The following is a 17,122-nucleotide window of genomic DNA, read 5'->3' as shown; positions in this document are numbered from 1 at the left end:
CAGAGGGGGCACCCCCATTCGCCGTTTCCTGGGGCTGCGCCCCAACCCCCCTTGTCGCGACTTCGTCGCTCGTCCTCGAACTCCCCCAGAGGGGGCACCCCCAACGGGCTATACCAGCCGCGCCGCCACCTTTCTGGCCACCGCCACGATGTCGCCCGACGGCTTCGCCGGGTACGCCGGCCGCTTGCGCGTCCAGCGGTCCTCCAGCGCGTACCAGTCGATGGGCTTGGGCTTCCGCCGGGCCGCGAGCGCCGCCTCCAGCTCCGTGAAGTACGTCTTCCAGCGCAGCCGGTACAGGCCGCCGACCAGTCCCGCCCACTCGCGGTTGGCGTAGTCGTGCAGCTTGCCGCCGTCCGCCGAGGCGCGCGGGCCCCAGACGGTCAGCAGGGAGACGGCGTCGTGCTCCAGCCGGTCGCGTTCGGCGGCCGTGCCGCCCCAGGCGCGGGCCTCGGCGGTCCAGCGGCCGAGCAGGTGGCGCTCGCTGGTGGCGACGGTCTCCTCCAGGAGGTCCGTCCAGTCCAGCCACTGCCGGGTCAGGGACCGGAAGCGGGCCCGGTCGCCCGCGTCGTAGGCCGCCTTGATCCGGGGGAGGAGCAGCCGGCTCCGGTTGCTGACGCACTGCCGGGCGACGTCCATCAGGTCGTACCGGTACGCCGAACTGCCGCGCAGCGCGGGCGCGACGGCGAGCAGCGCGGGCAGCGCCTCGTCGAAGGCCGCGGCGTCGTAGCGCAGTCGCCGCGGCGACCAGGCCGCGGCGTGGTCGACGGCCAGGTCGGGGCGGGCGCCGAAGAGGCCGTCGGCCGCCTCGCTCCAGCCGTCGGCGCGGGTGGTGCCGTAGGCGGTGCGGCGCAGGACGTCCCAGGCGCGGCGGGCGTTGGGGTCGGCGGCGCCGTACCGCTGGACGGACCACCGCGCGAACCAGTCCTCGAGGTCGATCCGCCCCTCGGTCCAGGCCAGGTCGGAGAAGAGGGCGAGCCCGGCGGGGTTGTTGTCGGCCGCCTCCGGCATCAGGGCGATGCCGCGCAGGGCGCTGCCCTTCTTGGTGCGCCAGCGGTGGAAGAGGGAGACCCAGTCCCGGGTGTTGGCACCCATCGCCGTGTGGCCGCCGAAGTTCCAGATGGTGCCGAAGGCGTACGGGGTGCCGCCCCAGTCCTTCTCGCGGTCGGTGACGCGCGGGTAGTGGTCCGGGATGCCGTCGAGGACGAGCATCCGGGAGCGGTCGACGGCGTCGAGGATCTCCCGCCGGGGGTTGGTCTGCCAGCCGAGGATCGCCCAGGTCGCGCCGGGGTGCGCGGTGCGCAGGGCCCTCTCGACGGCCTGGGCGGCGGCGCCGACGGGGACGGGGCCGGGGGTGCCGCCCTCGTGCAGCAGGTCGATCTTGTACATCGAGGAGGCGCCGTACAGGTCCTGTTGCACCCGGTAGTACGTGCGGGCGACGCGCGCGAAGTGGGCGGTGCGCGGGTCGAGCCAGTCGGGCCGGGGGAAGCCGGCCCAGTCGCCCTGCGGGACGGTGCGGGCACCCCGGTTGCGCCGGGTGAAGCCGGGAGGGACGGTGCCCGAGTAGCCGGGGAGGACGGGGGTGATGCCGAGCTCGCGCAGGCGGCGCACGATCCGCTGGGCCAGGGCGGTCCGGCGGTCGAGGAGGGCGCGGGAGACGGGGCCGCCGAAGGCGCTCATGTTCTGCATGAGCCACCAGGGCTGGTGGGCGGGCCCGGGAACCCAGTTCCGGAGTTCCGCGTCGGTGTAACCGTGTTCGATGAACGTTCGACGGTAGACCTCGTCGGCGCCCGCGTAGACCAGCACCTCGTTGAAGCCGTGCAGGGCGAGGACGTCGATCTCGCGTTCCCAGTAGGCCCAGTCCCGGTAGGGCCCGGTGTAGCCGTCGTTGGTGTCGTTGAGCGCGAAGCGGTGGCGGACGTTCGCCTCGGCGGCGACCGTGCCGCGGACGGCGGGGAGCGTGGCGGGCAGGGCGGTCCGCTCGCCGCTCCAGGAGAAGTGCGCGTGGGCGACGTCCCGCAGGTAGCGGTGGAAGCCGGTCAGCTGGACGGCCGGGGTGCTGCCCTCGACGAGGATGTGCCCGGCCCGGCCGGTGACCCGGTAGACGTCCGCGCCGGAGCGGCGGGGCACGGTGCGGAAGGTGACCTGGCGGTGGTGGCGGGGGAGGAGGCGGGCCAGCGCGGTGGCGGCGGCGCTGCCCGTGGCGCTGCCCGTGGTGGTCGCCCCGTCCGGCTCGGCCGGCGCGTCCGGTCCGTCCGGGCCGTCCGGTCTGCCTTGTGCGGCCGGGACTCCCGGGGCACCGGGGGCGGCTGGGCGGCCGCCGCGGCCTCCCCGGAGGAGGCGCCGAGGGCGCCGAGCGCGGCGGAGCCGGCCAGGGCGCCGAGGACCGAGCGACGGGCGATGTGCATGAGTGACCTCCGAGGCAGCTGCGGCTACCGGCCTGGACCACTTGAGCGCCGAGATCCTATGAGCCCGCGACCGCCGAACGTCAAGAGCGCCCTGGGCGAATCAGTCACACCGGTAATATTTACTGCGAATGGCCCCTTTCGGGTCGGTGGTCCGTCCCCCATTCGGCGCTTTCCGGCGGCCGCCCCGATCGCCGGGGCCGTCGTGTCCGTGCCCTTTCCGCCTTCCGTGCCTTCCCTGCCCTCCCTGTCGTCCCCGAGGACCCTCCCGCCCGCAGGCCCCCTTCCGTACCCGGGGAACCCGGGCCCCCTCCCGTACCCGAGGAACGCCGTGCGACGACTCGGTGCCGTCTCCGGCATCCTCACGCTCCTCGCCACGGGCCTGTCCGGCGGGCTGCTCACCGGCTGTTCGGAGCCCGGTGGGCTGGAGGTGAGCGGTCCGGCGCGGACGCCGGCGCCCGTCGCGCCGCCCGTGCGCGTCAGCGAGGGCCCCGGCCGGCCGGGGCTGAGCCGCCCGGCGACGTTCGAGATCGCCGGGGCCGTACGGCTCACGCGGCTGCGCTGGCGGTCCTGGGGCGGGCCGGTCGCCGAGGCGGCCGGCACGGTCGCCGGGCCCTGGTGCGTCCCGGTCTGCGGGGACCGGCCGCGGGAGGCCCGCGTCAGGTTCTCCGGACGGGTAAGGCAGGATCGTCACTCCTACTACAGCCGGGTCTCCGTCCTCGTCGACGGGCTCCCGCCCGAGCAGCACAACGAGCTGCGTGATCTGCGGCTCTTCGTACCCGAGCGTCAGCCGGGAGCGTCGGCCGTCGAGGAGCCTTGACCCATGGGACTGCGAACGAAGATCGGCGCGGCGATCACCGTCACCGCCGCGCTGGTCTCCGTCCTCATCGGGTTCGTAGTGCACCACCGGACCGGCGTCAACCAGCTCGCCACGGCCCGCGAGTCCATCGAGGCGCGGCTGGCCAACGCCGTCGACGACCACGCGGCGGGCATCGACCGGCAGCACACCCTCGTCAACCCCGACGGCATGCCGGCCCCGCTGCGCGAGGCGGCGGAGGCCGGCGAACGCGCCACCTACCTGGAGCGCGGCGGCCGGGAACCGGTGCTGTGGGCGGCCACCCGGGTCGGCGACGACATGATCGTCCTCAAGCGGCCCTACCGCCGCGAGACCCGCAACCTGGAGGACCTCGACGACGTCCTGTGGGCGGCCGGCGGACTGGGCACCGCCTTCTCCGGCATCGTCGGCGTCGGCCTGGCGACGTTCGCCGGCCGCCGGCTGAACGCCTCCGCCCGCATCGCCGAGCGCATCGCCGACGGCGACCTCACCGCCCGGCTCCGGCCGCGCGGCGGCAAGGACGAGATCGCCCGGCTGACCATCGCCGTCAACACCATGGCCGACGCGCTCGCCGCCCGCCTCCAGGCCGAGCGCGAGGTGACCGCCAACATCGCACACGAACTGCGCACCCCCGTCGCCGGGCTGGTCGCCGCGGCGGCCCTGCTGCCGCCCGGCCGGCCCGCCGAGATGGTCCAGGAGCGGGCCCGGCGGGTCCACACCCTCATGGAGGACGTCCTGGAGGTGGCCCGGCTGGACGCCGACACCGAACGGGTCGAGACCGACGTCCGCGCCCTCGGCGACCTCACCCGCCGCGCCGCCGGCGCTGCGGCCGGACCCGGCGGTACGGCGGCGGAGGTGCGGGTGGTGCGCGACTGCCTGGTGGAGACGGACGCGCGGCGCGTCGAACGCATACTGACCAACCTCGTCACCAACGCCTACCGGCACGGCGCCGAACCCGTCGTCGCCGAGGTGGACGGCGGCGTCATCCGCGTCCGCGACGCCGGCCCCGGCTTCCCCGAACCGCTGCTGCTCCACGGCCCGCAGCGCTTCCGTACGGAGTCCGGCGCCGGGCTCGGCCTCGGACTGACGATCGCCGCGGGGCAGGCGCGGGTGCTGGGCGCCCAGCTGACCTTCGCGAACCGGCCGGAGGGCGGGGCGGAGGCGGTGCTGGACCTGCGGGGAGCGGTGCGGGGGGCGGTGCCGGACGGGGGAGGGCGGGGGTAGAGGGGGTGCCTCTGCGCCTTTACGAGTCCTGTGTGCCCTTACGAGCCCTCCGTATCCTTACGAGTTCTCCGCGCCCTTACGAGCCCTCCGTATCCTTACGAGCCCTCCGCGCCCTTACGAGCCCTCCGCGCCCTTACGAGCCCTCCGTGCCCTTACGAGTCCTCGGGCAGGCTCCCCAGGAAGTCCAGCAGCGCCGAGTTGACCTCCTCGGGCCGCTCCTGCTGGGTCCAGTGGCCGCAGCCGGGGAGGATCAGGCTGCGGTGCAGGCCGGGCAGCACCTCGGGCAGCGCGGGCAGCAGTTCGTCCATGCCGGGGAAGGACATCACCAGGTCGCGGTCGCCCGCCACGTACAGCGCCGGAACCTCGATGACCCGGCTGTCGAAGGCGGCCAGCAGCTCCCAGCTGCGGTCGATGTTGCGGTACCAGTTGAGGCCGCCGGTGAAGGCCCGCTCCCCGTGCCGGGCGTACTCGCCGGCGAAGACCTCGATGTCCGCCTCGGTCAGCCAGCCGGGCAGCCGGTCGGGCCGCGGCATGGCGGCCGCGGAGGATCCGCTTCCGGCCACCACGCCCATGGGGGTGGGGCTGTCGCCGGAGGCGGCGGTCAGCAGTCCGCGGAAGGTGCCGGCGATGTCGGCGGCGTACTCGGCGTCGGCGACGCCCGGTTCCTGGAAGTGCACCTGGTAGAAGTCGTCGCCCAGCTTCGCGCGCATCTCGCTCAGCGGCCGGAGCGTGCCGCGCGGGGTCGGCGGGACGCTCAGCCCGGCCACGCCGCGTACGAGGTCCGGGCGCAGCAGGGCGGTGCTCCAGGCGACCGGTGCGCCCCAGTCGTGTCCGACGACCACGGCCTGCCGCTCGCCCAGGGCGTGGATCAGGCCGACCACGTCACCGGTCAGGTGCAGCATGGTGTAGGCGTCGATCCGCTCCGGCTGGTCGCTGCGGGCGTAGCCGCGCTGGTCCGGCGCCACCACCCGGTAGCCGGCCGCGGCCAGCGGCCCGAACTGGTGCCGCCAGGAATACCAGCACTCGGGGAAGCCGTGCAGCAGCAGGACCAGCGGGCCCTCGCCCTGCTCCGCGATGTGCAGTCTGACGCCGTTCACCTCGACGTCACGGTGGCTGACCGCGTCGATCATGCGTACCTCCTGGCAACTCGGGCCGGCGATGCCGTACTCCGCCACCCTAGGACGGCCGGAACTCCTGGCCATCGGGGGCCCTGTTACCGCCGGGAGCGGGACGGGGGCTCCTGCGGGACGGCACCACCGGTGTCCGCCCCGACGGCCGTGGGGGCGGCGATGGCCGTGGGGGTGGCGACGGCCGGGGGGACGGCGACGGCCGGGGGGACGGCGACGGCCGGGGGGACGGCTCCGCGCCGCAGCGGTTTGGCGAAGCAGCGGCTCGACTCGTACTCCCGGTAGAGGCCGAACTTCCGCTCCGCCGGCGCGTAACCGCTCGACGTGTAGAGGGTGATCGCCTCCGGTTGCTTCGTCCCGGTCTCCAGGACCATCCGCAGCCGGCCCGCCGCCAGCGCGTCCTCCTCCAGCAGCGCGAGGATCCGCCGCGCCAGCCCGCGTCCCCGCGCGGCCGGCACCACGTACATCCGCTTGAGCTCGGCGTCGCCGTCCGCGTACCCCTCGTCGCCGCGGTCCTGCGCGCGCCAGCCGCCGGAGGCCACGGGAGTGCCGTCGTCCTCGTACGCGATGAGATATAGGCCACGCGGCGGGGCGAAGTGCGCGGGCTCCAGGGGGGTCATGTCGCCCCCGTCCCCGTAGAGCACCTGGTACTCCAGCTGCACTTCATCGCTGAGTTTCACGGCGTCCGGATGGCCGAAGGACACAGGCAGAATCCGCATCCCGCGATCGTACGATCACCTGACCGGGGACGACAGGGGCGCCCGCAAAGTCGGTATCGTGCCGGAATGCTCACCCTGACTGTGACTTCCGTGAACGTGAACGGCCTGCGCGCCGCCGCCAAAAAGGGTTTCGTGGAGTGGCTGGCGGCGACCGACGCCGACGTCGTCTGCCTCCAGGAGGTCCGCGCGGAGCCGCAGCAGCTCCCCGACGAGGTGCGCGAGCCCGAGGGCTGGCACGCCTTCCACGCCCCCGCCGCGGCCAAGGGCCGGGCCGGCGTCTCCGTCTACACCCGGCGCGAGCCCGACGCGGTACGGGTCGGCTTCGGCTCCGCCGAGTTCGACGGCACCGGGCGCTACCTGGAGATCGACCTCCCGGGCGTCACCGTCGCCAGCCTCTACCTGCCCTCGGGCGAGGTGGGCACCGAGCGGCAGGACGAGAAGGAGCGCTTCATGGACGCGTTCCTCCCCTACCTCGTCTCCCTGAAGACCCGCGCCGCGGCGGACGGCCGCGAGGTCCTCGTCTGCGGCGACTGGAACATCGCCCACCAGGAGGCCGACCTCAAGAACTGGAAGGCCAACCGGAAGAGCGCCGGCTTCCTCCCCGAGGAGCGTGCCTGGCTCACCAAGGTCTTCGAGGAGTACGTCGACGTCGTCCGCGCCCAGCACCCCGACGTCGCCGGCCCCTACTCCTGGTGGTCCTACCGCGGCCGCGCCTTCGACAACGACTCCGGCTGGCGCATCGACTACCACGTCGCGACGCCGGGCCTCGCGGAGCGGGCGCTCAAGGCGCACGTGGAGCGGGCGGCTTCGCACGGGGAGCGGTGGAGTGATCATGCGCCGGTGACGGTGGTGTACGGGGGGTAGTGCGGCACGCGGCATGCGCCGTGTGCTGGGGGGAGAGAGTCTGTCGCCGCGCCCACGCCAGGGGCCGCGGCGATAGGCTGCGCAGGCAGTTCCGCACCAGGTAGCACAGGCCGACTGAGGAGGGGCGCGATGACCACTGCCGCAGCGGACGACCCGGGCGTTCCGCCCATGCCGGAAAGGACCCCAAGGGCCCTCCGTGAAGCCATTGCCCAGCACGCCCCGCAACTCTTGCCCGACTTCGACGCGCACTGGAAGCGGTACGTAGCGGACACGTACGACATCAGTACCGTGCCCGCCTTCATGGCCCGCTGGTGGGGTGAGTACGCGATCGCCCGCGACCCGCGGCTTGACGCCCACGTCACCGGCCTGGAGCACCGGGCCGCTTACGAGTGCACCGACTCGGCCGAAGCCAAAGCGCTCCTTGAGGAGGCGTCCAACATTCGCCATATGGCGGCCCGCACGGAGCCCGGCCGGTGACCGAAGGATTCATGGGGCCGCCGTGGCAACTGGACTGGACCCTCAAGGCCCAAGCCGCACGCGACGCCCTGCCGGAGAGTGTGCGGAAGACGATCGACGCAGCCCGCGCGGAGCTGGTCACGGTGGATGACCCGTACTTCCGTGGGGTCGACGTGGGTGCCGCTCTGCCCGAAGGCATGTTCGTCGAGCCCGCCCGGTCCAGTGATCCGAAAGGCCCTCGCGTTCTCTACTTCGACAGTGGACACGGCTGGTTGAAGTACACGTTTGTGCGCCGGACCGATGACCCACAACTCGTGGTAGAAGAAGTCTTCTGGCAGTGACCGGTTCGCACTCCGGCCAGTGAGCGTTTCAGCGCGCTCCGACACCGCTACTGGCCACGCCACCGATCCGGGGCCTCGGGGTGGCGAATGAACGTCTTCCTGTCGCTGCTCGCCGCGCGGCTGGGGGACGAGTGTACGGCGATCGGCCCAGGACGCAGCGCGACAAGCTTTGCCGTGAGCGCTGCCGCGCTTCGCAACGCGCCTTGAGGTGCGCCGGGGGCTCGTGATCGCCCGATCGGGAGCTCGAGAAGGCGGTGTGGAATGCGCACGTCAAGCGATGAGCGAGTTGCCATCGGAAAAGTACTCGCTGACGCTGCGCCTGCTCATGGCTGAGATTGTGAGCGCCTGATCAGCACATCGTTCCGCGCCGAACAGCATGGTGGTCGCTGCGCGGTAGGGAGTTGAGCGATTCGTCGGCCTCTGGAGAGGCACGCCTTGCCCTGCCTGGGGATATCGGCGTCTGTGTGGCGTGGGCCGTTTACGATCTCGGTGGAACCATACGGCAAGGGGAAAACACTGCGGTACGGATGGCCTGTTGGGGTCGAGTTGAGGGAAGGGCCGGGGTTCGCTCTGGTCGGGGACGAGGATGGCGAGGTTTTCTGGGGCGTTTGCGCTGACGCGCCCGAGTTCTTTGACGGGCCGCCTCGGTGGACCTATGAGTTGATCGGGTGCGAGCCCAGTGGGCCGTTGGCCGCGGCGGTTCACGGTGGGGTGGTCGGGGCGTCGCTCGGGGACATCTGGGTCGTGCCGCAGGCCGATGACTCGTGTCCCGTAGGCGACGAGCGGCTCGACGCGTGGCAGGTACGGGACGCGCGGGTGACCGGGTGGCGGCCGCACGCGGGGCAAAGCGGGCTGTTTGATGTCAGTGTCGAAGGGGCAGAGGACGTCTACGGGATGCCCGACGACCCATACCTGGGCGCGGGCGTCCGGCTGCACGACGAGGGGCAGTGGCTCGGGCGGTGCGGGGACTTCACCGAGATCGTGCCCGCAGCCGACGGCGCGCGGGGGAGCGGACGGCTGCGGTTGCTCGGCGTCGCGCCCGAGAAGGAGTTGCGGGACGCCCTCGCCCGGGGGACGCGGCGGGCGCTGCGGTTGGGGCGGGTGTGGCTGGGGCCATTGGATCTGCGGGGGGAGAGCTTCGCCGAGCACTACACGAGCATCGAGGTGGCCGGGTGGCGGCCCTCCGCGTTCGGGGACGGGCTGGTGGATATCGACGTCGTCGGTGAGTCGTGGGAGGGGCCCTTTCCGTACGAGCGGACGGCCTGGGAAAGGCGGCGGGGCGGGATGCCCGAACGCGTCAACTCATGGTCGTCGTACGGGACACCGGAGCGGGAGGCATGGCTTCACCTGGTGCGGAGCCATGGCTGTCGGAAGTGGCATACCGCACCTCCGCCCGGGCGTCGGTATCACCTGGACGGACGGTTCGTCACCGATAAGCCCGGTCTTTACCTGGCCCTCGGTGAGGCCGTCAACGGGCCCGGCGGGTACTTCGGCGGGTGTCTCGACGCTCTCGACGATTGTCTGGGCGGGGGGTTCGGTGTGACGGCGCCCTTCACGCTTGTCTGGGAGCACTCCGATGTCGCCCGGCGTGCTCTTGGGCGACGGTTGTCGCCGCAAGGGGAGGAGTACAGCTTCTTCGAGGCGGTTCTCGAGGTGCTGGGAGAGTTTCAGGTGGACGTCGAGTTGCGGTGATTCCCGGCCTCGGCCGGGTTGTTCTCGGGTGCGGGTGTCTGCGCCCAGCCTTCCGCGTTCGCTCTTATGTGGCGGTCCATGGCCATGGAGACCTCCGCGTCGACCACGGTCTGGGAGACCGGGCGGAGTTTTTCCAGGGTGCGCAGGGTGGCGTCGGCCTCGTCGGGGGTGGGGGCGTTTTTCTGGGCGTGGGTGCGGATGAGGTCGGTGAAGAGTTCGGCCAGGGCGTCGGCGTGGGCGCGGACCTGGCGGCCGGCCTCCAGGACGGCGGACAGGGGGACGCCGGCGCGGACCAGTTCGGTGGACGCGTCCAGGAGGCGGCGGCTGACGTGAACGAACTCCTCGCCGTCCACGGCGAGGTAGCCGATGTCGAGTGCGGCGGCGAGGTTCTCGGGCGTGACCTGGCCCGCGAAGGTGTCCGCCAGTTCTTCCGCGCTCAGGCGGGCCGGGGTCTCCCCGGACCAAGGGGTGCTCAGCGTGCCGTCCATGCCGAGGAGTTCGGCCACGTTGCGGCCGCCTTCGAAGGCGGCCAGCAGGTCCGCGATGCCACCTAGGGTGTGGCCGCGCTCCAGGAGGGCGGTGATGGTGCGGAGGCGGGTGAGGTGGGTGCCGTCGTACCAGGCGATGCGGCCCTCGCGGCGTGGGGGTGGGAGGAGTTTGCGTTCGCGGTAGAAGCGGAGGGTTCGGAGGGGGATGCCGGCTGCTTCCGCGAGTTCTGCCGTGCGGTACTCGCGCTTTTCGGGGGTGGGCGGGGCGGCGTTGGGGGGTTCGGTGGTCACGCGGGCAGCGTAAAGGGGTGGGCGGGGGAGGGTGCCCCTGTCCCTCCCCCAGAGGGGGCACCCCCATTCACTGTTTCTTGCGGGGGCGGCGCCCCGCGTGCCCCGGAAGCGCGCTTCGCGCGCTGTCCTCAAACGCCGGACGGGCCGGAGGGGCCGGCGGTCTTCGGCGCCGGACGGGCTGGAGGGTGCAACCGAGGGTAACTTCCTTCTGTCGCACCCCTACCGCTCGGTACGGCGCCCCCCTACGCTCGCACCGTGCCAGCAATCACTGGCGCGATGCGTTGCGATCCGGGAGGCAGTGGTATGGCCGAGCACGTGCGCGTGGCGGTGATCGGGTCCGGGTTCGGGGGGCTGGGGGCGGCCGTGCGGCTTCGGCGGGAGGGGGTGACGGACTTCGTCGTCCTCGAACGGGCCGGGGCGATCGGCGGGACCTGGCGGGACAACACCTATCCCGGGTGCGCCTGCGATGTTCCGTCGCATCTCTACTCCTTCTCCTTCGCGCCCAACGCCGAGTGGCCGCGCAACTTCTCCGGGCAGCCGCACATACGGGCGTACCTGGAGCGCGTCACCGACACGTTCGGGCTCCGGCCGCATCTCCGGCTGAACTCCGAGGTGCGATCGGCGCGGTGGGACGCCGAGCGGATGCGCTGGGAGCTGGACACCGCCTCCGGCGCGTACACCGCCGACGTCGTCGTCTCCGCCACCGGGCCGCTCTCCGACCCGCGGCTGCCGGAGATCCCGGGGCTGGACGCGTTCCCCGGGCCCGTCTTCCACTCCGCCCGCTGGGACCACGACATCGACCTGCGCGGCAAGCGCGTCGCCGTGGTCGGCACGGGGGCTTCGGCGATCCAGATCGTCCCCGCGATCCAGCCGGACGTCTCCCGGCTCACCCTCTTCCAGCGCACGCCGGCCTGGGTGCTGCCCCGGGCCGACCGGCGGATCACCGGAGTGGAGCGGTGGCTGCACGGGAAGGTTCCGGCGACGCGGGCCGTGCGGCGCGGGATGCTGTGGGGCATACGCGAGGCGCAGGTGGGAGCGTTCACGAGACGGCCCGAGCGGCTCGGCTTCGTGGAGACGCTGGCCAAGGCCCATCTGCGTCGCTCCGTGAAGGACCCCGAGCTGCGGGCGAGGCTCACCCCCGACTACCGCATCGGCTGCAAGCGCATCCTGCTCTCCAACGACTACTATCCGGCCCTGACCAGGGAGAACGTCGATGTCGTGGCGTCCGGGCTGGCCGAGGTGCGCGGGTCCGGACTCGTCGCCGCCGACGGGGCGCGGGTCGAGGCCGACGCGCTCGTCTTCGGCACCGGGTTCCGGGTGACCGACATGCCGATCGCCCGGCGGATCACCGGCGCCGACGGCACGACGCTCGCCGAGACGTGGAAGGACGGCATGGCCGCGCTGCGCGGCACCACCGCCGCCGGATTCCCCAACCTCCTCTTCATCATCGGGCCCAACACCGGCCTCGGGAACAGCTCGATGATCCTGATGATCGAGTCGCAGCTGAACTATCTGGCCGATTTCCTGCGTCAACTCGACGTTCTCGGCGGGCGGACCGCGCTCGTCGCCCGGCCGTCCGCCGTCAACGCCTGGAACCGCGGCCTCCAGCGGCGGATGGAGCGGACCGTGTGGAACACCGGCGGTTGCGACAGCTGGTATCTCGACTCCGAGGGCCGTAACACCACGGCCTGGCCGGGGACGACGGCCGAGTTCCGCCGGGTCACCCGGCGGGTGGATCTGCAGGAGTACCAGGTGCTGCGGGAACCCCGGCGGCGCCGTACGGGTGTCGTGGCGGAGCAGGGTGAAGGGGTGGTGGCGCGATGAGCGCGGGAATCCGTCGGAACGGCCTCGCCGGTCAGGTCGTCGTCGTGACCGGAGCGGCACGTGGGGTGGGGGAGTTGCTCGCCCGCAAGCTGTCGGCGCGCGGCGCCCGGCTCGCCCTCGTCGGGCTGGAGCCGGACGAACTCCGCCGGGTGGCCGGAGGGTTGCGGACGGACGCGGGGTGCTGGACCGCCGATGTCACCGATCAGGAGGCGATGGAGCAGGTCGCCCACGAGGTCGGCGAGCGCTTCGGGCGGATCGACGCCGTCGTCGCCAACGCCGGTGTCGCCACCGGCAGTCCGCTCGACGGCTGCGACTTCGCCGTCTGGCGGCGGGTCGTCGAGGTCAACCTGATCGGCTCCGCCGTCACCGGCCGCGCCTTCCTGCCGGCCCTCCTCGAAAGCCGCGGCTATCTGTTGCAGATCGCCTCGTTCGCCGCGCTCGCGCCCGCGCCGATGATGACCGCGTACTGCGCGTCCAAGGCGGGCGTGGAGGCGTACGCGCACGGGCTGCGCGCCGAGGTCGCGCACCGGGGCGTACGGGTCGGTGTGGGGTACCTGAGCTGGACGGAGACCGACATGGTGCGCGGCGCCGACGAGAACGCCGTGATGCGGGAGATGCGGCAGCGGCTGCCGTGGCCGGCGAACCGGACGTATCCGCTCGACCCCGCCGTCGAGCGGCTCGTGGCGGGCATCGAACGGCGCTCGGCGCACGTGTACGCCCAGCGGTGGCTGCGCGGCGTCCAGCCGGTGCGGGCGGCGCTGCCCGCGCTGGTGGCGCTCGGGGCGCGGCGCGAGATGCGGCGGTTCGGGCCCCGGCTCGCCTCGGTGAAAGCCTCGGGGCTGTTGGGCGCCGGTGGGGCCGCCGATGCCCGTGGGAAGGGGATCGGGCGGGTGAGTACGGAGCGTCACTGATCGAAATGCGGGGCTTGTCGGAGCGTGTGAGGCTGGTCCCGGTTCGATCGGTTTGATCTCTCCGAGGAGTGAACACGCATGGGTATGAAGGACGAGATGCAGGGCAAGGCCCAGAAGGCCAAGGAGAAGATGCAGCAGGCGAAGGAGCAGGCGCAGCAGCGGGGGCAGCAGGGGCAGGACCGGCTGCGGGAGAAGGGGGAGCAGGGGCGGCAGGCGTCGTTCGACGACGTTCGTGATGAGATCGACGATCGCTGACGTCGTCGAGCCGTCCCGGCTCGTGGTGTGAGGGGCGCGCCCTGGTTTCAGGGCGCGCCCTTTTGGGGTGTTCCCCAGCCCCGCCCCTTCCCGTTTCTTGCGGGGGCTGTGCCCCGCGGCCCCCGAAGCGCGCTTCGCGCGCTGTCCTCAAGCGCCGGACGGGCTGGTGGGGGGCTGATCAGCCGCTCCGTGGCGGGAGTACGGGGCGGGCGCGGTCCGGGACGGCGGTGTAGTCCGGCGGGGTGGTCGCGCCGTGGCGTTCCAGGAGGTCCAGGGCCAGGCGGACCGCGTCGTCGAGTTGCTTGTGGCGGCCCTCGGCCCAGTCCACCGGCGTCCGGTCGACCTCGATGTCCGGCTCCACGCCGTGGTTCTCGACGTCCCAGCCGTACGCGTCGAACCACGCCGCGTTCGTCGGCACCGTGATCGCCGTGCCGTCCCCGAGCCGGTGCCGGCCGGTCATGCCGATGACGCCGCCCCAGGTGCGCAGGCCGACGACGGGCCCGATGCCCTGGAGCTTGAACGCGGCGGTGATCATGTCGCCGTCGGAGGACGTCATCTCGTCGGCGATGGCGACGACCGGGCCGCGCGGCGCGTTGGAGGCGTAGCTGACCGGCTTCGCGCCCCGGGTGACGTCCCAGCCGATGATGGTCCGGGTGAGCTTCTCCACGACCAGTTCGCTGATGTTGCCGCCCGCGTTGCCGCGGACGTCCACGATCAGGGCGGGCCGGGACATCTCCATCCGCAGGTCGCGGTTGAACTGGGCCCAGCCGGAGCCGCCCATGTCGGGGATGTGCAGGTAGCCGCATTTGCCGCCGCTCAGTTCGCGGACGACCGCGCGGCGTTTCGCCACCCAGTCCTGGTAGCGGAGCGGGCGTTCGTCGATCAGGGGCACCACCGCCACCCGGCGGGCGGGGCCGTCGCCTTCCGCCGGGGCGAAGGCGAGCTCGACGGTGGTACCGCCGGCGGCGGCCAGCAGCGGGTACGGGCCGGCGACCGGGTCGACCGGCCGGCCGTCCACGTGGGTGAGGACGGCGCCCTCCCGGATGCCCGAACCGGCCAGCGGCGAGCGGGCCTTGGAGTCCGACGAGTCGCCGGGCAGGATGCGGCGCACCGCCCAGCGGCCGTCCTTGAGCCGGACGAGGTTGGCGCCGAGCAGGCCGATGGCGCGCTGGTAGTGCGGCGGGCCCTCGTTGCGGCGGGAGCCGATGACGTACGCGTGGGAGGTGCCCAGTTCGCCCAGCACCTCGCGGAGGAGGTCGGCGAAGTCGTCGGGGGAGGCGACGCGTTCGACCAGCGGACGGTACTGCTCCAGGACCGCGTCCCAGTCGACGCCGCCCATGCCGGGCTCCCAGAAGTAGGCGCGGACGATCCGGCCGGCCTCCGCGTACGCCTGCCGCCACTCGGCGGCCGGGTCCACCTCGTGCAGGATGCGGCGCATGTCGATGTGGACGACGGAGTCGGCGTCGCCGCCCTCCGTCGCGGGCGCGGCCCGCAGCTCGCCCTCGTCGTTGACGACGAGCCGGGTGCCGTCGCCGCTGACCTCGAACCAGTCGAGGGAGGCGGTGAGTTCGGTGCGCTTGGCCTTGCACAGGTCGAAGTGTTCGAGCGTGGGGCGGCCGGAGGTGTCGGCGGGGTTGGCGAAGGTCTCGCCGAGGGCGCCGGAGATGGGCCAGCGCAGCCACACCAGTCCGCCGCCGTGCACCGGGCGGAGGTGTGAGTACTTGGAGGCGGCCACGGGGAACGGCGTGACGCGGTTCTCCAGCCCCTCCGTCTCCACGGTCACCGGGCCGCCGCCGTCCGTACCGGCTGTGCCGTCGACGTCCAGCCCGCCCCCGGCCGGGCGGCCCTCCGCCGTCAGCGCGAACGGCGAGGGGGTCGCCGAGGAGAGCGGGACGAGGTACGGGCGGCAGCCCAGCGGGAACGACAGGTCGCCGGTGTGCACGTCGTACACCGGATCGAAGCCGCGCCAGGAGAGGAAGGCGAGGTAGCGGCCGTCGCGGGTGAAGACGGGCTGCTCGTCCTCGAAGCGGCCGTTGGTGACGTCCACGACCATCCGGTCGGAGAGGCGCGCGATCCTGATCTGGCGCAGGGAGCGGCCGACGCCCGGGTGGGACCAGGCCAGCCAGCCGGAGTCGGGGGAGAAGGCCAGGTCGCGGACCGGGCCGTTGTCGGAGCGGACGAGCTCGCTCACCTCCGGCGAGCCCTCCCCGGCCCGCGACGGGTCCTCCCCGCCCTCCGCCGGGTCGTTCCCCTCCGCGTTCCCCTCCGCGGACGTGTCCACCAGCAGCAGCCGCCCGTCGTGCGCGGCGATCGCCAGCCGCGAGCCGTCCGGCGACGACAGCGTCTCGTGCACCCGCCCGATCCGCCCTGCCGCCAGCCGCCGGTGCTCCCCCGTCCCCGCCGCGCTCGGCAGCCGGGCGATCTCGACGGCGTCCTCGCCCTCCGCGTCGGTGATGTACGCGACCCGGCCCGTCGAACCGAGCATCTCGGGCAGCCGGACGCGGACGCCCGGGGTGTCCGCGATGGCCCGCGCGGGACCGTCGCGGTGCGTCAGCCAGTAGAGGCTGCCGCGTACCTGGACGGCGCTCGCCCGGCCCGTGGTGTCGACGGCCAGCGCGTCGACGTGCGAGGCGGCCTGCACCTGGTACGTGCGCCGCCCGGCGCGCGGCCCGCCGAGGCGGAGGTCCAGCCGGCGCGGGACGGAGTCCGGGCCGAGGTCGTCCACCAGCCACAGGTCGCCCGCGCACTGGTAGACGACCCGGCTGCCGTCGGTGGAGGCGTGCCGGGCGTAGAAGTCGGCGTGGTCGGTGTGGCGGCGGAGACCGGTGCCGTCGGGGAGGCAGGAGTAGAGGTTGGCGATGCCCTCGTGGTCGGAGAGGAACGCGATCCGGTCGCCGACGAACATCACCGCGTCCAGGTGCCCGCCCAGCTCCGGCACCAGCCGCTTCTCCATCAGCCACAGCCGTCCCATGGCCCCGCCCCGGTACCGCTTCCAGGAGGCCGGCTCGTGCGGCGGCTTGCCGGTGAGCAGCAGGGTCTCGCCGGGCGCGTCGCCGGGGCCGTGCCCGCCGCGCATCGCGATGTCGGACACCGGACCCCACGGCAGGCGCAGGCCGGGGCTGCCGTCGGTGGGCAGCCGGTAGGCCCAGGAGAAGTACGAGAAGGGCTGGCCGTGCGAGGAGACGGCGAGGATGTCGCTGCCGCCGTCGCGGCCCGGCGGCGTCCAGCCGCACACCCGGGCGTCGGTGCTGCCCCAGTACGTCAGTCTGCGGGCCGGCCCGCCGTCGACGGGGACGAGGTGCACCTCGGGGTCGAGGCTGCGCCAGCTGGTGAAGGCGATCCGGCGGCCGTCGGGGGAGAACCTCGGGTGGCCCAGCCGGGTGCGGTCGACGGTCAGCCGCCACGCGCGGTCCTTGCCGCCCTCCGCCCCCGGCAGGGGGGACAGCCACAGGTCGTCCTCCGCGACGAAACAGAGCAGATCGCCGTGGAGATGGGGGTACCTCAGGTAGGCATCGCTCACCACTTCATGGTTTCCACCGTTCGGTGCACCGGCAACCCGGGCCGTGACACGCGCCACGCGTGACGCACGCCACGGTCGAAACGGCGTCGTTTCGTTAAGGGCGGTCGTACGCTCGTACTGTACGAAACAGTTTCGTTCAGTTGAGGCCCCGAGTCGGGACCGCAAGTCGAGGC

At 72.9% G+C, this 17,122-nt stretch carries 12 protein-coding genes and 2 pseudogenes; 9 read left to right on the top strand and 5 right to left on the bottom strand.

Translation table 11 applies throughout. The features are described from left to right. Window positions 1–108 precede the first annotated feature (108 nt). Window positions 109–2,241, bottom strand: a pseudogene (locus tag ACQEVS_RS14075) (alpha-N-acetylglucosaminidase); the annotation flags it as partial. A 492-nt stretch (window positions 2,242–2,733) separates the two neighbouring features. On the opposite strand from ACQEVS_RS14075, the gene ACQEVS_RS14070 reads away from it, so the two are divergent. Both ACQEVS_RS14070 and ACQEVS_RS14065 read left to right on the top strand, forming a co-directional pair. Next, window positions 2,734–3,222 carry a hypothetical protein gene (locus ACQEVS_RS14070; protein ID WP_433020110.1) on the top strand — a complete coding sequence of 163 codons (489 nt, stop codon included), beginning with the start codon at window positions 2,734–2,736 and terminating at the stop codon, window positions 3,220–3,222. A 3-nt stretch (window positions 3,223–3,225) separates the two neighbouring features. After that, window positions 3,226–4,461 carry an ATP-binding protein gene (locus ACQEVS_RS14065; protein ID WP_433020107.1) on the top strand — a complete coding sequence of 412 codons (1,236 nt, stop codon included), beginning with the start codon at window positions 3,226–3,228 and terminating at the stop codon, window positions 4,459–4,461. A gap of 152 nt (window positions 4,462–4,613) precedes the next feature. Here the strand turns inward: ACQEVS_RS14065 and ACQEVS_RS14060 are convergent, their stop codons facing one another. After that, window positions 4,614–5,591, bottom strand: coding sequence for an alpha/beta fold hydrolase (locus ACQEVS_RS14060; RefSeq protein WP_433020104.1), 978 nt, complete (start codon window positions 5,589–5,591; stop codon window positions 4,614–4,616). A gap of 233 nt (window positions 5,592–5,824) precedes the next feature. Then, window positions 5,825–6,307, bottom strand: a pseudogene (locus tag ACQEVS_RS14055) (GNAT family N-acetyltransferase); the annotation flags it as partial. Between the two features lie 66 nt (window positions 6,308–6,373). Here ACQEVS_RS14055 and ACQEVS_RS14050 point away from each other — a divergent pair. The 4 genes from ACQEVS_RS14050 to ACQEVS_RS14035 all read left to right on the top strand — a co-directional run bounded on the left by ACQEVS_RS14050 (window position 6,374) and on the right by ACQEVS_RS14035 (window position 9,660). Next, window positions 6,374–7,171 (top strand): exodeoxyribonuclease III, encoded by a 798-nt coding sequence (locus ACQEVS_RS14050; RefSeq protein WP_433020101.1) that lies wholly within the window; start codon window positions 6,374–6,376, stop codon window positions 7,169–7,171. Window positions 7,172–7,300: 129 nt separating this feature from the next. Beyond that, entirely contained in the window at window positions 7,301–7,648 is a 348-nt protein-coding gene (locus tag ACQEVS_RS14045) for a hypothetical protein (protein ID WP_433020098.1), read from the top strand. After that, entirely contained in the window at window positions 7,645–7,968 is a 324-nt protein-coding gene (locus tag ACQEVS_RS14040) for a hypothetical protein (RefSeq protein ID WP_433020095.1), read from the top strand. The genes ACQEVS_RS14045 and ACQEVS_RS14040 overlap by 4 nt, the downstream gene beginning before the upstream one ends. A gap of 894 nt (window positions 7,969–8,862) precedes the next feature. After that, window positions 8,863–9,660, top strand: coding sequence for a barstar family protein (locus tag ACQEVS_RS14035; RefSeq protein ID WP_433020092.1), 798 nt, complete (start codon window positions 8,863–8,865; stop codon window positions 9,658–9,660). On the opposite strand, the gene ACQEVS_RS14030 is transcribed toward ACQEVS_RS14035, so the two are convergent. Further along, window positions 9,636–10,439 carry a MerR family transcriptional regulator gene (locus ACQEVS_RS14030; RefSeq protein WP_433020089.1) on the bottom strand — a complete coding sequence of 268 codons (804 nt, stop codon included), beginning with the start codon at window positions 10,437–10,439 and terminating at the stop codon, window positions 9,636–9,638. The genes ACQEVS_RS14035 and ACQEVS_RS14030 overlap by 25 nt on opposite strands. Before the next feature lie 303 nt (window positions 10,440–10,742). On the opposite strand from ACQEVS_RS14030, the gene ACQEVS_RS14025 reads away from it, so the two are divergent. The 3 genes from ACQEVS_RS14025 to ACQEVS_RS14015 all read left to right on the top strand — a co-directional run bounded on the left by ACQEVS_RS14025 (window position 10,743) and on the right by ACQEVS_RS14015 (window position 13,429). After that, window positions 10,743–12,263, top strand: a complete 1,521-nt coding sequence (locus ACQEVS_RS14025; protein WP_433020086.1) for a flavin-containing monooxygenase — start codon at window positions 10,743–10,745, stop codon at window positions 12,261–12,263. After that, a complete protein-coding gene (locus ACQEVS_RS14020) occupies window positions 12,260–13,174 on the top strand; it encodes an SDR family oxidoreductase (RefSeq protein WP_433020083.1) in 915 nt (304 codons plus the stop codon). The genes ACQEVS_RS14025 and ACQEVS_RS14020 overlap by 4 nt, the downstream gene beginning before the upstream one ends. Window positions 13,175–13,252: 78 nt before the next feature. After that, entirely contained in the window at window positions 13,253–13,429 is a 177-nt protein-coding gene (locus tag ACQEVS_RS14015; protein WP_433020080.1) for a hypothetical protein, read from the top strand. A 178-nt stretch (window positions 13,430–13,607) separates the two neighbouring features. Here the strand turns inward: ACQEVS_RS14015 and ACQEVS_RS14010 are convergent, their stop codons facing one another. Continuing rightward, complete coding sequence (locus tag ACQEVS_RS14010) at window positions 13,608–16,952, bottom strand: S41 family peptidase (protein WP_433020077.1); 3,345 nt, start codon at window positions 16,950–16,952, stop codon at window positions 13,608–13,610. Between the last annotated feature and the right edge of the window lie 170 nt (window positions 16,953–17,122).

Source organism: Streptomyces sp. CA-181903, assembly GCF_050937075.1.
In the GTDB taxonomy this organism is placed as follows: domain Bacteria; phylum Actinomycetota; class Actinomycetes; order Streptomycetales; family Streptomycetaceae; genus Streptomyces.
Note: the sequence above shows the minus strand (reverse complement) of the source record. Positions and strands in the feature narration are given on the sequence as shown.

What these genes read in the sequence shown, in the direction of transcription:
- ACQEVS_RS14065 (WP_433020107.1), top strand. Translation starts at nt 3,226, where the DNA reads ATGGGACTGCGAACGAAGATCGGCGCGGCGATCACCGTCACCGCCGCG.
- ACQEVS_RS14020 (WP_433020083.1), top strand. Translation starts at nt 12,260, where the DNA reads ATGAGCGCGGGAATCCGTCGGAACGGCCTCGCCGGTCAGGTCGTCGTC.
- ACQEVS_RS14050 (WP_433020101.1), top strand. Translation starts at nt 6,374, where the DNA reads ATGCTCACCCTGACTGTGACTTCCGTGAACGTGAACGGCCTGCGCGCC.
- ACQEVS_RS14015 (WP_433020080.1), top strand. Translation starts at nt 13,253, where the DNA reads ATGGGTATGAAGGACGAGATGCAGGGCAAGGCCCAGAAGGCCAAGGAG.
- ACQEVS_RS14035 (WP_433020092.1), top strand. Translation starts at nt 8,863, where the DNA reads ATGCCCGACGACCCATACCTGGGCGCGGGCGTCCGGCTGCACGACGAG.
- ACQEVS_RS14045 (WP_433020098.1), top strand. Translation starts at nt 7,301, where the DNA reads ATGACCACTGCCGCAGCGGACGACCCGGGCGTTCCGCCCATGCCGGAA.
- ACQEVS_RS14025 (WP_433020086.1), top strand. Translation starts at nt 10,743, where the DNA reads ATGGCCGAGCACGTGCGCGTGGCGGTGATCGGGTCCGGGTTCGGGGGG.
- ACQEVS_RS14060 (WP_433020104.1), bottom strand. Translation starts at nt 5,591, where the DNA reads ATGATCGACGCGGTCAGCCACCGTGACGTCGAGGTGAACGGCGTCAGA.